This window comes from Achromobacter sp. 18P8.1.1, assembly GCF_057799415.1.
Map to the genome: position 1 here is coordinate 39323 of NZ_JBYOKH010000046.1, position 13509 is coordinate 52831.

The window sequence follows — 13509 nt, forward strand, 5'->3', positions numbered from 1 at the left end:
TCGATCAAGCGAAGAAATAGTATTTCACGCAAATACAAAGCATTGCACGACTATCGCAAAATTGTGCCGTATTCCGCAGGGCGCCGTCACGCCGCGTGGACGACAACGCGGTTGCGGCCTTGCTGCTTGGCGGCATACAGCGCTTCGTCCGCAGCCTGGAACACCTGCCCCACATCCGGCCCGCAAGTCGGCCACTGCGCGACGCCGGCCGAAACCGTAATGCCGTTCACGCCGTGCAATTGGCGCTCGGCAAGGTGCGTGCGCAACCGTTCGGCAACGTGGCCGGCCTCCTTGATGCCGACGTTGGGCAGCAGGATCAGGAATTCCTCGCCGCCGTTGCGGCACAGGATGTCCGTTGGCCGCGAACAGTCGCGCATCAGCTGGGCCATGCCGCGGATCACCTCATCGCCCGCCGTGTGGCCGTAGGTGTCGTTCACGCGCTTGAAGTGGTCGATGTCCAGCGCCACCACCGCGAACGGCGTACCCGAGGCCTGCAAGTGCTCGACCGCGTCCTGCGTGCCGCGCCGGTTGCGCAAGCCCGTCAACGGGTCGGTGATGCTGGCCAGGTTCAGCTTGCCGATCTTTTCCTGCAAGGCGGTAAAGCTCCAGATCACCGCGCGCTTTAGTCGTTCGGCTTCGAAGTACCAGGCCTTGATCGACTGCACGCGCTGCATCGCCACCGCCACGTCCTGATGTTCGACGTTGGTGGCCAGTTCCGACAAAGGCCGCGAAATCAGCCGGGCACACCACCAGATGGCCAGCAGGAACGCCACCGCCAGGGGCGCGGCATAGCCGATCAGCGCCCAGATCAGGCCGTGTATGGGCTGCAGCGTAACCTCGGCGGGCCGCTGCGCGATGACACCCCAGCCGCTGATCGGTTCGGCCGCGTAGCCCGCCAGCATGTCCACACCCTTGGTGTTGACGACGCGCTGCGCGCCCGCGTGGCCTTGGGTGACGGCTGCCACCACCGGGTTGCGCATGACGTTTTCGCCCACGCGGGCGGCGTCGACGTGATAGATCAATTGGCCGTCGCTATCCACCACGAACAGATACGAGCCATCCTCATAGTGGTGCTTGCCCAGCAACTGCTGCAGTGCGCTTTCATTGCGAAGGTAGATCGTGCCTGCGATATAGCCCAGGTACTGACCATCGTTGGAATAGATGGGATGCGACAGGTTGATGAGCATGTTGCCGGCCATCGACACATAGGGCTTGCTGATGACCGGCTGGCGGGCTTGCAGGGCGGCGCGGCTGCCCGGGCTGTCGACGCGGGTGCCCAGGAAATTCCGGAAATTCTGCGTGGTGGCCAGGATGACGCCGTCTTGGCTGACGATGCCCACGGAGTTGAAGCTGTCGGTCTGCTCCTGCACGCGCGTGACTTCCGCCGCAAGAATGTCTGGCGCATCGACCTGCGCCGCCAGGTGGCGGGCACTGTACGCCAGTTGCTGTTGTGCCGCCTTCAGGAAGTTGCCCGCGCTTTCGGCCAGTTTGGCCGCGTACACGCGGTTCGACTCCAACGTATTGATGATGAGCTGGTCGCGTTGCACGCGATAGCTGGCGTAGAGGGCGTTGGCCGTGGCGGCAAGGGCGCTGAATACGGTGAGGGCAAGGACTAGCCCGCGTAAGTTGATTCGCATTGGGATCTGGGCGGACTAGGGGCCAGGGCAGGCGCGGCGCCGGGCCGCTGGTGTAAGGGTGGGGCGCATGCCGGCAGGCGGCGCCACGGGCAAGCACCGCTGATTGTAAACATGACAAGAATCATGCGGCGTCGCTACGCCAAGTATTACGGCAGCCCGGGCAGCGATCTATAGGTCGCCGGCGTCCGGCTCGTCCAGCAAACGCGCGGCGGGCGACCGCGCCGCGGCGCCCGCGCGGAAATAGCCCATGACGGTGGCCACGCTGGCGTGGCCGGTCATGGCCATTGTGTCGCCAAGCGGCACGTTGCGTCGGCCGGCCTCGGTGACAAAGCCCGAGCGCAGGCTGTGCGCCGAAAAGTCGCCTTCCAGGCCCGCCAGCTTGCAGCGTTCCTGCACGATGTCCCGCACGGCGGCGGCGGCCAGGGGCTCGCCGATGACATCGCCTCGGCGCACGCGGCGAAAGATCGGGCCCTGGCGGATGCCGCTGGCGGCAAGCCATGCGTCCAACGCCTGCGCGGCGGAACCCACAATGGGCTTCTGGTCGTCCGCACGCTGTGCGCCCGATTGATTGGTCTTGGAATGCGCCAAGGTATAGAGGAAGCCTTCGCTGGTACGCACCGTGTTCTCGACGGTTGCGCGCACCACTTCCGAACGGCGCCGACCGCCGCTTGCCCACGCGAACAGCAGCAGGGCCCGGTCGCGCACCCCGCGCAGCGTGTCGTCGCACGTGGCCAGCATGGCCTGCAAGGGTTCGCGGGTCAGCGCCTCTTTTTTGGCCGGCGTCATGCCGCGCCGGGCGTAGGCGCGGCGGGTCTTGGCCAGCAATTCCCGGACCGGGGCCGCACGGCAAGGGTTGGGGTGGCCGAGCAGTTCGTGCGCCTTGGACAGCACGGACAAGCGTTGCAGCAAGGTATTCAGGCTGGGCGCACCCAATTTGCCCTTTGCCTTCAGGCGCACCAGTTCCTGGTCCAGCGCCAGCGGCAACTCCCATTTCAGTCCGTGGTCGGTGGAGCGTTGGGCGTGGTCCACCACGAACTGGATGACGGCCGCCTCGGGCAAGGGCAGGGTGAAGCGTTGGCCGTAACGCAGCTCGAACCAGGCGGTCCAGTACCGGATGGCGGCGCGATAGCTGGCCGCGGTGTTGGCCGAGCTGCCCTCCCGCATCAGGCCGCGGACCGCGGCATCGGCCTGGGTGTCCAGCGCATGCGGGTCCAGCAAAGGCAGCGAGGCAAGCAGGGTCAGCTGCATCGGGGGAGGGGCGTGGGTCGTGTCATCGGCGCATTCATTTTAGGGCAAAGGGCCGGGGCTTGAGCGTTGCTGGCGGCCGGCCTGCATCAAGGCCTCCAGGATCGGGCAGGAAGGTTGTTGCTGATCTGGATACGCCTGGACCAGGCGGTGGAGGATGTGGTCCGGCGCCGGTGTCTGGCCGCCTCGCCACAACGACAGCAGCTGGGCGGTCTCGTTCATGCCGAAGCCCAGTACGTGCGTGCGCCTGACGAAGCGCAGCACCGAGATGTCGTCGTGCGTGTAGCGGCGCCGGGATGCGCCCGCGCGCGCCGCGCCGGCAAGCAGGCCCCGCGCCTCGCAATGGCGCACCAGGCGTTCAGAGACGTCGGCGCGCGTGGTGACGTCTTCAATTGCCCATCGGGGCTCGCTCCCCGGATCCGTGGCCCGGGGCGGGGTCGCATACGCATGCGGGGTGTAGGTGCGGTCGTTCATGTGGGCTCCTGTCCGTAGAGATGAACCCGCAGCTTCCTGCCTTCCATCGGGTCAAGGTCAAGCGAATGGGCAAAGCTGGAATCGATTCCCAGATTAAGCGATAATCATTTCTATTCAACAATCCGCTGGCTGATCACGGCAAGGCGGATGTCAACGCGGTTGGGGCGTCCATGGTTTCGCTCTGAGTTTGGATTGCCCTTGGTTGCCCGCTACTACAGAGAATTGCTGAATTTCTGCCTCCGCACGATCCGGGATCGTGATGCGGCGGCGGATGCCGTTCAGGAAAGCTATGCGCGGTTCTTGGCCATCGAGCAGTCTGATGTCGCGATTCCCGAGCCGCGCGCGCTGCTTTATCAGACCGCGCGCAACGTGATGGTGGACCAATACCGACGCGGGCGGGTTCGCAGCCACGAAAACATCGACGCGCTGGCCGAGACGGAATCGCCAACTGTCCCTGACGCTCAGGCGCCGGATGCGATGGCGGCATCGTCTCAGGCCGTCGATGCCTACCTGGCCACGATCGAAGCGCTGCCCCCGCGATGCCGGGAAGCGTTTATCCTTCACGTTTTTGAAGAGATGCCCTATGCGCAGATCGCCGCCCGCATGGGCACATCGGTCAGCATGATTGAAAAGCACATCGCGCGCGGAAGGCTCGCCTGCCGCCAATGCGAACGCCAGTTGCAAGGCGCGGCATGAGCCCCAAGGAGCCTTTTCCGATGCCATCCTCGAACGGCCCGCAGCCGGATCACGATGCGGATGCCCGCGAGCTTGAGGACTACCTGAGCTCGGAGGACCCGGTTGCGTTCGAGGCGGCACTGTGGGCAACCCGGCGCCATGAAGGCTTGAGCCCTGCCGCCGAAGCCGAGTTCCATCAATGGCTGGCGGCAGATGCCTCGCATCGCGCTGCGTTCGAATCGATGGAGCCGTCCTACGCGCAGGTGCGGGCGTTACCCCATGATCGGCTTCGGCGATTGCAGGGTACGTTGTCCGGAATGAGCGCGCTGCCGGACGACAGCTTGCAAGATCAGCCAACGGCTGATGTGCCCGCGCCTTCCCTGGCCAGCGCCGGGCGGCGCGCCTGGATGCTGAATGTGGCGCGCTTTTTGCCGCCCGCGGTGGCGGCCGCAGCAGCCGTCGCCGTTGCCGGCGGCCATTGGCTGGAATGGGATTTGAGCGACGGCGGGCTCGTGCATACGCGGCGCTACACCACGGCGCGGGGGGAACTGCGCGAATTGAACCTGCCTGACGGCAGCATTGTCGCCCTGGATGCCAGCACGGTCGTGCGCGTTGCGATGCGGCGCAACCGGCGCGAAGTCCAATTGCTGGAAGGGCAGGTCATGTTCACGGTCGCGCGCGACGCGGACAAACCCTTTGACGTGCTGGCCGGTGGCGTGCGCGTGACGGTTGTTGGCACCCGGTTCTCGGTGCGGCATACGTCCTCGGGACTGGATGCGGGCAACACCGTCATCGCCGTGGAATCAGGGCGGGTGCGCGTATCGCGCGTCGACGCGCCCCGCGACGCGGCGTCGGGCGACGGGCTTATCTATCTGGGCAAGGGGGAAGGCGTGACGGCCGATGCGCAAGGCGCGCTGTCGCCAATTGCGCGCTTCAACGCGGAAAGCGTAGGCAGTTGGCGCTTGGGGCGCGTCAGTTTCAACGACACGCCGCTTGCGCAAGCGGTGGCCGAGTTCGAGCGTTATGGCGATACGCATCTGCGCGTACGCGACCCGGCCGTGGCGGCGCTGCGTCTGGGCGGCACCTTCGACCTGAAGGCCGCCGCGACGTTTGCTCAAGCCTTGCCGCATTTGTTGCCGGTGCGTTTAGTGACGACGGGCCAGGGCACGCCCGGCGAGGCGACCGAAATCGTAAAGGCGAATTGACGCCAGACGGGTTGCGGGACGACCCGGCAAATTATTTTCAAAAAGGACATGAGGGTTTGGGTTTGCCATGCGACTCCACTAGTAATGATTCTTGTTGTTACTACTGTCTGGAGATTGCATTTCATGCGGAACCCGCATATCGGCCTTGCGCCCCTGGCTCTTATCGTCGCCCTGGCCACCGGCGCTCCCGCGCCGGCATCGGCACAAGCCAACATCGACTTCTTGACGAGGTCCGTCAACTTCCAGATTGCCTCGCAGCCGCTGGGCCAGGCGCTGAACGAACTCGCACGCCAGGCAGGGTTGCAATTGCTGTTTTCGCCTGCGCTGGTGGCGGGCAAGACGGCGCCCGCGGTATCAGGCGCGTTGACGCCGCGCCAGGCCGCCGACCGGCTGCTGTCGGGTAGCGGCCTTCAGGCCACGCCGGAAGGCAATGCCATCGTGGTCAAGCCCGCAACGGGCGAGGGGCCGGTGACGTTGGCGCCCGTCACGGTAACGGGCATGGGACAAAGCGCCACGGGCCCCATCGACGGCGTGGTAGCCACCATGAGCGCTACCGCCACCAAGACGGATACGCCCATCATCGAAACGCCGCAATCGATCTCGATCGTAGGTGCGCAGGAAATCGAGACGATCAAGGCGCAAGACCTGAGTGACGCACTGGGCTATGTGGCGGGGGTGTCGCGCAAGAGCGGACCGAACCGCATCAATGACGAGGTCATCCTGCGCGGCTTCGAAGGCAGCGCGTACACGGGCAGCATGTATCGCGACGGCACCAAGTACACGGTGAACGTCTACAACGGCCAGCAGGAACCCTATGGCCTGGAACGCGTCGAGGTGTTGAAAGGGGCGTCGTCGGTGCTGTATGGCGCATCCGGTCCGGGCGGCATCATCAATACGATTACCAAACGCCCCACAACGGAAACCTTGCGTGAGCTGAACCTGGAAGGCGGCTCGTTCGACCGCAAGCAGTTGTCGGGCGACTTTGGCGGCGCGCTGACCGATGATGGCGCCGTGTCGTACCGCCTGACTTTTCTGGAGCGCGACAGCAAGACGTTCACGGATTACGTCGACGACGATCGGACGTTTCTATCGGGCGGCCTGACGTGGCGGCCCAACGCCCGAACCTCGTTCACTTTGCTGGCCGATTACCAAAAGGACCGCACCGCCGAAGTTCTGGGCTTGCCGTCCGTGGGTACGGTCACGGACAACGTCAACGGCAAAATCCCCATCAACCGCTATACCGGCATTCCCGGCTACGACAAATACGAGGCCCGGCGCTACACGACCGGTTATTTGTTCGAACACGCCTTCAACGACACGGTCACGCTGCGCAACAACCTGCGTTACTACGATTTCAGCAGCAACCTCCCAGAAACGTTGACGTACAACCTGGCCGCCGACCAACGCACGTCAACCACGCGCTATGCGCTGGACCGCACGGACGCGTCACAGTCCGTGGTGTCGGATACCTCGTTGCAATTCAAGCTGGGGCAGGGCATGTTCAAGCACACCGCGATCGTTGGCGTGGACTATACGCACGCCAAGCACCAGACCACCCGCGACCAGCGGCGCGCAGCCGCTTTTGACTACTACACGCCAGACTATTCCGTGCCGGTCGGCGATATCTATCGCACGCAAGGCACCAGCACCGAGCGCTACAACCGGCTGGGGTTTTATGGGCAGGACCAGATCAAGATCGCGGACAGGCTCGTCGTGCTGCTGGGCGGCCGCTACGACACGGTGACCTACAACAGCCACAACTCGGCCGGCATCGATAAGCCGGTCGATGATGAAAAGAGCTACGCCTTCACCGGCCGCGCCGGCATGGTCTATCTGTTCGACAACGGCCTGGCGCCGTTCATCAGCTATAGCGAATCATTTGAACCGCAGACGGGCTCTGACCGCACGGGCGCGCGATTCGAGCCGGTGACAGGCAATCAGTACGAGGCCGGCATCCGCTATCAGCCAGACGGTTCCGACACGATGATTTCGGCTGCCGTCTATCAGCTGACCCGGCAGAACATCACGGTCACCGACCCGACGAACACCAGCTACAACATCCAGGTGGGCGAAGTGCGGTCTCGGGGTTTCGAGCTTGAGGCGCGCAGCAAGATCGGCCGCAACGCCAACGTGATCGCCGCCTACTCGTACACCGATGCGCGCACGACGAAGGCCAGCCCCTTGTATCCGGCGCAGGAAGACCAGCGTGTGGGGCAGGTGCCGTTGAATCAGGTTTCGCTGTGGGGCGACTACAGCTTCGGGGATTTTGGGTTGCCCGGTCTGAAGATGGGCGTGGGCGCACGCTACGTCGGGTCGACCAAGTTCCTGTATGGCGTGGGCAAGGTGCCGCCCGTCACCCTGTTTGATGCCATGGTGAGCTACTCGACCGGCCCATGGCGCCTTGCGCTGAACGCCAACAACCTGGCAGACCGCCGCTATGTGGCCGTATGCCAGTCGGCGTGCTTCTATGGCGAACCCCGTCGCATCATCGGTTCTGTCTCGTATCGCTGGTGATGCCGATGCCGCTGCCATTACGACAAGCTCCCGAACGGCACCTTCCGGGCCTCATGACGGCCTCCATGACGATTGCGCTGCGCGTGGCCGCCTGCGTGTTCGGCGGGTACGCGATCGCCAGCGGATTCGTCACGGCGGTAGCGGCCCTGGTGCCGCCGCCACGCGCCGGGGTGCTGCTGGGCGCCATCCTGTTCAGTTTCGCTATCCATGCGGCCGTGGTGATCTGGGCCTTTGCTGCCCGTAGCCCGGTGCGCGCGGCGGCAGCCATCGTCTTGATCGCGGCCGTGCTCAACGGCGTGGGGTGGTTCGGCGGGCCCCTGCGATGAGCCGCGCCGTCAGTCTGCGGCAATCGATGGCGTGGTTGCACACCTGGGGCTCCATCTGGGTGTGTTGGCTGCTCTACATCATCTTCGTCTGCGGCACGCTCAGCGTATTTGAAGGGCCGATTACGCGCTGGATGGAACCGGAACGCCGCGCCGAGCCGGAATTCGTGCCGGACCGCAGCGCCGTGGTACGGGCCGCGCAGGCCTATTTGCAGCGCGAAGCGGCAACCAGTTCGTTCTGGAGCATCGCGATGCCTGCGGATGACCATCCCCACGTGCGAGCGCTGTGGCAAGACGGCTCGGGCAGGCCGCGCGTCACCCCATTGGACCCGATGACAGGCGAACCCCTGAAGCAGGCTGAGGTGCGCAACACGCAAGGCGGACATCACTTCGTGCGTATGCACTATGGGTTTCAAGCCGGATCGGCGGGCGTGTGGCTGGCGGGGTTTGCCACGATGGCCATGCTGGTCGCGCTGGTGTCGGGCGTCATCATCCATAAGCGGATCTTCAAGGACTTCTTCACCTTCCGGCCGAACAAGGGTCAACGTTCATGGCTGGACGCGCACAACGCGGTCGCCGTGTTGTCGCTGCCGTTCCAACTCATGATCGCGTACACGGGGCTGGTCGTCTTTTATTGGATCTATATGCCCGCGCCTATTGCGGCCGCCTATCCGACGTCCGATGCGTACTTTGCCGAATTGCTGTCGCGGCCCCTGGCGCGCCCGCATCGCCATACCGTAGCGCCGCTGATGCCCCTGGACGCGCTGCTGGAAGATGCCGAGCGGACTTTGGGGCGGCGAGCCAGTTTCGTCGTGGTCGAACGTCCGGGAGACGCCAGCGCCGTCGTGCGGGTGTTTGGCCCGTTCGACGAGGGCGACGATGAACCGGTGAAGGACCGCACCTTTGCGCCGCCTTCGGGCGGTTCGATGCTTTACGACGGGGTCACCGGACAGGTACTGGACGCCAGGCTCCCGCGTACTGAACGAGGCGGCCTGGCAGTGAAGGCGCAGCAGATCATGACGGCCTTGCACGAAGCAGAGTATGGCGGGACTGCCGTCCGATGGGTGTATGTGCTGCTCGGCACGGCGGGGGCAGCGATGATGGCTTCGGGGGCCGTGCTGTTCGTGGTCAAGCGGCGGCAGAAATCGTTGCGAGAGTTTGGGAATGCGACACCCGCCATGTACCGATTCATTCAAGCCATGAACATCGGCGTAGTCAGCGGGTTGTGCGTGGCCAGCGTGGCGTTCCTATGGGCGAACCGGCTGTTGCCGGCCGGCCTGTCGCATCGGGCAGGCTGGGAAATCGCGTCGTACTTTGGGGTGTGGGGGTTGGCGATCCTGCATGCCGGCTTGCGCCATCCGGCGCGCGCCTGGAAAGAGCAGTGGGGGGCCGTCGCCGCCCTGTGCCTGCTGTTGCCCGTGGTGAATGAGGCTGCGACGGGCCAAAACCTGTTCCTTTATTGGCGGGCAGGGGACAGCGAACGGCTGGGCGTGGAATTGACGGCCCTGACCATGGGACTGATCTGCGTTTGGGCTTCCAGGCGGTCCTGATATGGGCGGCGCGCGGTTTTTATGTCGCGTTTTCGCGGTGGGATTCTAAGAACGGGCCCCAGTACGGGGGTGTAATGTATTTCATATGAAAATATATGTATGGTGTATGATATCTAACATCGATAAGAAATAACTCACGATAAGGTTCCATTATCGTGAGTAATTAAGCCTCTTCTCAGCGGCAAATCACGGAGTACGCGGAACATGGCCACAGGAATCACCGAAACCGACGTCTGGACCGCCGCCGACGCGTTATTGCTGGAAGGGGCGCGGCCTACCATCGAGCGGGTGCGCCAGAAGATCGGCCGCGGGTCGCCCAACACCGTCAGTCCGCACCTGGAAACGTGGTTTCGGGCCTTGGGCGCGCGTATCAAGGATCCGGGCGCCTTTGCCGCCGCGCCGGCCATCCCGGACCCGATCGCCCAGGCAGCCGCGCACTTCTGGGAAACCGCGCTGGCCGAAGCCCGCGCCGAGCAGGCTGAGACCTACCGACGGCGGTGGGCGGAACTGGCGGAAGAAGGGGAGCGGCTGGCCGCGGATGCCGAACAATTGCAGCAACGCGAGATCCAGCTGGCCAATCGAGAACTGGATCTGCAGGAAGGCTTGAAGGTGGCCACGGCGCAGTTGGCGGCGACCGAAGACCGCTTGCGCGCGGCGGAGCAGCAGCTGCGCCAACGCGACGATCAGCTCAAGCAGAGCCAGCAGCAATTGGAAGACGCCCGCAGCGCGGTGCAAACGCTGCTGACCGAGGCCGAGACGATGCGCAGCCTGCACGCCCAGGCGCTGGAGGCGACCGAAACGCGCCACGCCGCGCACGAGCGGCGTTGGCTGAACGAACTGGACGGCGAACGCAGCGCGGTCAAGAAACTTCAAGTACGACTGGACGAGGCCTTGATCGCCAGCCAACGGCAAGCTGCCCAATTGCAAACGTCGTTGACCGAGGCGCAAGAGGGCAAGCGTGCGGCCGAGCAGGGCGCTCAGGCGTTGCGCGGCGAGATCGCAGTCGTGCAGCAACGGCTGCTTGCCGCGGACCGTGCGGGAAGCGATGCGCTGGCGGCGGCGCGTCAGCGCGAGGCGGCGTTGGCGTCGCGCCTGGATGCCGCGGATGCGCAATCGGCGTCGCTGCTGACGCAACTGAGTCAGAAGGACGGGCAACTGGCTGAATTGACCCGCCATCTGATGGTGCTGGCCAGTGAGAAAGCGGCTGCGGTGGCATCAGAGAAGCCCGGCGCTGAGGCTTCGCCGCAAGATTCGCGAGCAGGATAGGCGAAAGGGTTGCCGGCCGGCGACGCGCCGGCAACGTAATCGACTGCGCACTACGGGCTCAACGCCCGGGGTAGACGCCCTGGAAAGGCGTGTTGTCCGGTTCCCCGAAGTTGTCCGCGTGGTAGTTGGCCTGGTCCTTCGTGGCGGTGCTTGCGCGCGGCGAGCTGGAGCTATATGAACTGGGCGCGGTGCAGCCGGCTAGCGCGAGGGCCAGCAAGACGCCCGCTGTGGTCAAGAGCTTCATGGCATACCTCCTTAAGAGATAGACGCCGTCCGAAAGGTGGCAACCGGAGAGCCCGGCGCCATCGCCATCCGAATCCGGCGGCATCGGCCAGCGGAGCAAGCGTCGTGCCCGGCAGGCATCACAGCAAGATACAAGTGCACGCGGATTTCGGATAAATTCCACAGAATCGCATCTACGCGCATCCCGGGCAGCCGCCCATGGGCCGCGATGCGTCATCGCGCAAGGCGTCCGGCCTTGCCAGGAGCAGCGGGTGAATACACGTCCTACAGTCGATCTTGCCCGAGTCCTGCTTGTTATCGTGATCCTGTCAGCCTTGATGGTGGGCAGCCTTTACATCCTGCGTCCGTTCCTGCCCGGGCTGATCTGGGCCACCACGATCGTGGTGGCGACGTGGCCGGTGCTGCTGGCGCTGCAACAACGTTTCGGCGGCCGTCGCTGGGCGGCGACGGTGATGATGCTGATGATCCTGCTGTTCGTGATCGTGCTGCCGCTCTACCAGGTGATTTCCACCTTGGCCGAACATGGCGGGGCGATCACAGCGGCCGTAAAAAGCCTGCCCGAGTACGCGCTGCTGGCGCCGCCGGGATGGGTACGCGCCATTCCGCTGGCGGGCCCGCGCATCGCACAGGAGTGGCAGACGCTGTCGGACGCCGGCGCGGGCGGGCTGCTGGCCCGGCTGGAACCCTATCTGACCATCGCGGCGCACTGGCTGCTTAGCCACGCGGCGATCGTCGGCGTGTTCGTCATGCACATGCTGATCACTATCGTCATCGCGGGGATCCTGTATAGCCAGGGCGAGATGGCGTCGGACTTCGTCAAGCGCTTTGCGAACCGGTTGGCCGGCCCGCGCGGCGTGGCGGCCGTGCGTCTGGCGGGCGCCGCCGTCCGCGCGGTGGCGCTAGGTATCGTGGTGACGGCCGTGGTGCAGTCCGTGTTGGGTGGCGTCGGGTTGTGGATCGCGGGCGTGCCGGCCGCCGGCATCCTGACCGCCTTGATGGTGATGCTGTGCCTGGCGCAGCTGGGGCCGTTCTTGCCGATGCTGGGCGGCGTGATCTGGCTGTTCCAGAACGATATGAAAGTGGCCGCCATCCTGTTGCTGGTCTGGGCGGTGCTGGTGGCCATGCTGGACAACCTGTTGCGGCCGATGCTGATCAAGCGCGGCGTGAACCTGTCTTTGCTGCTGATCCTGTCCGGCGTGCTGGGCGGCATGTTCGCCTTCGGCATCGTCGGCCTGTTCATCGGGCCGGTGATCCTGGCGGTGACGTCGACGCTGGTGAATGCCTGGATCGAAGAGGTGCCGCCGCCCGTCGAGCCCCTGGAGATTCCGGAAGCAACGGGCGCCGCGCTGCCCGGAGCGCCTGCCGAAAAGGCGTAACATCTGCCTGACGCCGCGGGCGCTTCGCCCGCTTTTTTTGCAACACCCCGGCAATACTTAATGACGATGCACCCGTTTGTGCTGGCTGACAGCACGCCCGAATCCCTTTCCACCCCGGCCCCGTCCGCATGCAAGGCGGTAGCGCGATGAGCGAAAGCGTAAGACTGGCCAAGCGCTTGGCCACGGAACAGTCCTGCTCCCGCGGCGATGCCGAACGCTACATAGAAGGCGGTTGGGTCGCGGTGGATGGCAAGACGGTGGAGGAACCCGGATTCCGCGTCGCCCCCGGCCAGACGGTCAGCCTTTTGCCTGGCGCGAAGCTGGAAGACATGCGGCCCGTGACCGTGCTGGTGCACAAGCCCGAGGGCACGTACGCCGACAACGAAGCGGGTTCGGCGCTGGACCTGATCGTGCCCAAGAACCTGATGCCGGGCGACCGTTCCGGCCAACGCTATCTGAAGCGCATGTTCAACGGGCTGAAGCTCGTCACGCCGCTGGAACGCGCGGCCAGCGGCTTGGTCGTCTACACGCAGGAATACGCGATATCGCGCAAGCTGGTGGAAGAGGGCAAGCTCGTCGAGCAGGAATACGTGGCGCAGGTCAGCGGCCAGCTCAGCGAGGGCGACCTGGCCCGGCTGCAACGTGGTCTGGCGTACGAAGGGCGGGCGGCCACCCCCATGAAAGTCAGCTGGCAGAACGAAACCCATCTGCGCTTTGCGTTGAAGACGCCGTTGCCGGGTTTCATCGAATACGTTTGCGATACCGCGGGCTTGCAGTTGCAGGCCCTGCGCCGCATCCGGATCGGCCGCTTGCCGATGGCGGGATTGGCCGTAGGCCAATGGCGCTACCGGCTGGACTATGAACGGTTTTGACGACGCATTGATGCCCCCGGCGAAGACCATGAACCTGCCTGGCGAGCCCCCGCAGCACCAGCATCAGGGCCGCCGCGGCTTCCTGAAGCAGACCGGCGCGCTGTGCCTGACGGCACTGGCGCTGAGCGG

At 64.8% G+C, this 13509-nt stretch carries 12 protein-coding genes; 8 read left to right on the top strand and 4 right to left on the bottom strand.

The window, feature by feature from the left end; genetic code table 11:
* Positions 1-86 precede the first annotated feature (86 nt).
* The 3 genes from AC27VE_RS23865 to AC27VE_RS23875 form a co-directional block, all read right to left on the bottom strand.
* Positions 87-1637 (bottom strand): sensor domain-containing diguanylate cyclase, encoded by a 1551-nt coding sequence (locus AC27VE_RS23865; RefSeq protein ID WP_488705168.1) that lies wholly within the window; start codon positions 1635-1637, stop codon positions 87-89.
* A gap of 168 nt (positions 1638-1805) precedes the next feature.
* A complete protein-coding gene (locus AC27VE_RS23870; RefSeq protein WP_006222073.1) occupies positions 1806-2885 on the bottom strand; it encodes a site-specific integrase in 1080 nt (359 codons plus the stop codon).
* A gap of 39 nt (positions 2886-2924) precedes the next feature.
* Positions 2925-3356, bottom strand: coding sequence for a MerR family transcriptional regulator (locus AC27VE_RS23875; protein ID WP_488705169.1), 432 nt, complete (start codon positions 3354-3356; stop codon positions 2925-2927).
* A 198-nt stretch (positions 3357-3554) separates the two neighbouring features.
* Here AC27VE_RS23875 and AC27VE_RS23880 point away from each other — a divergent pair, with 198 nt between their 5' ends.
* The 6 genes from AC27VE_RS23880 to AC27VE_RS23905 all read left to right on the top strand — a co-directional run bounded on the left by AC27VE_RS23880 (position 3555) and on the right by AC27VE_RS23905 (position 10889).
* A complete protein-coding gene (locus AC27VE_RS23880) occupies positions 3555-4052 on the top strand; it encodes an RNA polymerase sigma factor (protein ID WP_488705170.1) in 498 nt (165 codons plus the stop codon).
* Positions 4053-4072: 20 nt separating this feature from the next.
* Positions 4073-5236, top strand: a complete 1164-nt coding sequence (locus AC27VE_RS23885; protein WP_488705171.1) for a FecR family protein — start codon at positions 4073-4075, stop codon at positions 5234-5236.
* 123 nt (positions 5237-5359) lie between these two features.
* Positions 5360-7750, top strand: coding sequence for a TonB-dependent siderophore receptor (locus AC27VE_RS23890; RefSeq protein ID WP_488705172.1), 2391 nt, complete (start codon positions 5360-5362; stop codon positions 7748-7750).
* A gap of 65 nt (positions 7751-7815) precedes the next feature.
* Complete coding sequence (locus tag AC27VE_RS23895) at positions 7816-8076, top strand: hypothetical protein (RefSeq protein ID WP_488705173.1); 261 nt, start codon at positions 7816-7818, stop codon at positions 8074-8076.
* The gene (locus AC27VE_RS23900) at positions 8073-9623 is read left to right on the top strand and encodes a PepSY-associated TM helix domain-containing protein (RefSeq protein ID WP_488705174.1); all 1551 of its coding nucleotides are present in this window, start codon (positions 8073-8075) and stop codon (positions 9621-9623) included. The genes AC27VE_RS23895 and AC27VE_RS23900 overlap by 4 nt, the downstream gene beginning before the upstream one ends.
* 204 nt (positions 9624-9827) lie before the next feature.
* The gene (locus tag AC27VE_RS23905; protein ID WP_488705175.1) at positions 9828-10889 is read left to right on the top strand and encodes a DNA-binding protein; all 1062 of its coding nucleotides are present in this window, start codon (positions 9828-9830) and stop codon (positions 10887-10889) included.
* Between the two features lie 58 nt (positions 10890-10947).
* Here the strand turns inward: AC27VE_RS23905 and AC27VE_RS23910 are convergent, their stop codons facing one another.
* On the bottom strand, positions 10948-11133 hold the full coding sequence (locus AC27VE_RS23910; RefSeq protein WP_006222070.1) for a hypothetical protein: 186 nt from the start codon (positions 11131-11133) through the stop codon (positions 10948-10950).
* A gap of 250 nt (positions 11134-11383) precedes the next feature.
* Between AC27VE_RS23910 and ydiK the strand changes: the two genes are divergently transcribed.
* Complete coding sequence (gene ydiK, locus AC27VE_RS23915) at positions 11384-12508, top strand: AI-2E family transporter YdiK (RefSeq protein WP_488705176.1); 1125 nt, start codon at positions 11384-11386, stop codon at positions 12506-12508.
* Between the two features lie 146 nt (positions 12509-12654).
* Positions 12655-13380: an RNA pseudouridine synthase gene (locus AC27VE_RS23920; protein WP_427957718.1), complete on the top strand. Its 726-nt coding sequence runs from the start codon at positions 12655-12657 to the stop codon at positions 13378-13380.
* Positions 13381-13509 lie beyond the last annotated feature (129 nt).

Coding starts and splice junctions, on each gene's coding strand:
- AC27VE_RS23865 (WP_488705168.1), bottom strand. CDS start 1,637: ATGCGAATCAACTTACGCGGGCTAGTCCTTGCCCTCACCGTATTCAGC.
- AC27VE_RS23875 (WP_488705169.1), bottom strand. CDS start 3,356: ATGAACGACCGCACCTACACCCCGCATGCGTATGCGACCCCGCCCCGG.
- AC27VE_RS23895 (WP_488705173.1), top strand. CDS start 7,816: ATGACGATTGCGCTGCGCGTGGCCGCCTGCGTGTTCGGCGGGTACGCG.
- AC27VE_RS23900 (WP_488705174.1), top strand. CDS start 8,073: ATGAGCCGCGCCGTCAGTCTGCGGCAATCGATGGCGTGGTTGCACACC.
- AC27VE_RS23890 (WP_488705172.1), top strand. CDS start 5,360: ATGCGGAACCCGCATATCGGCCTTGCGCCCCTGGCTCTTATCGTCGCC.
- AC27VE_RS23910 (WP_006222070.1), bottom strand. CDS start 11,133: ATGAAGCTCTTGACCACAGCGGGCGTCTTGCTGGCCCTCGCGCTAGCC.
- AC27VE_RS23885 (WP_488705171.1), top strand. CDS start 4,073: ATGCCATCCTCGAACGGCCCGCAGCCGGATCACGATGCGGATGCCCGC.
- AC27VE_RS23870 (WP_006222073.1), bottom strand. CDS start 2,885: ATGCAGCTGACCCTGCTTGCCTCGCTGCCTTTGCTGGACCCGCATGCG.
- AC27VE_RS23905 (WP_488705175.1), top strand. CDS start 9,828: ATGGCCACAGGAATCACCGAAACCGACGTCTGGACCGCCGCCGACGCG.
- AC27VE_RS23920 (WP_427957718.1), top strand. CDS start 12,655: ATGAGCGAAAGCGTAAGACTGGCCAAGCGCTTGGCCACGGAACAGTCC.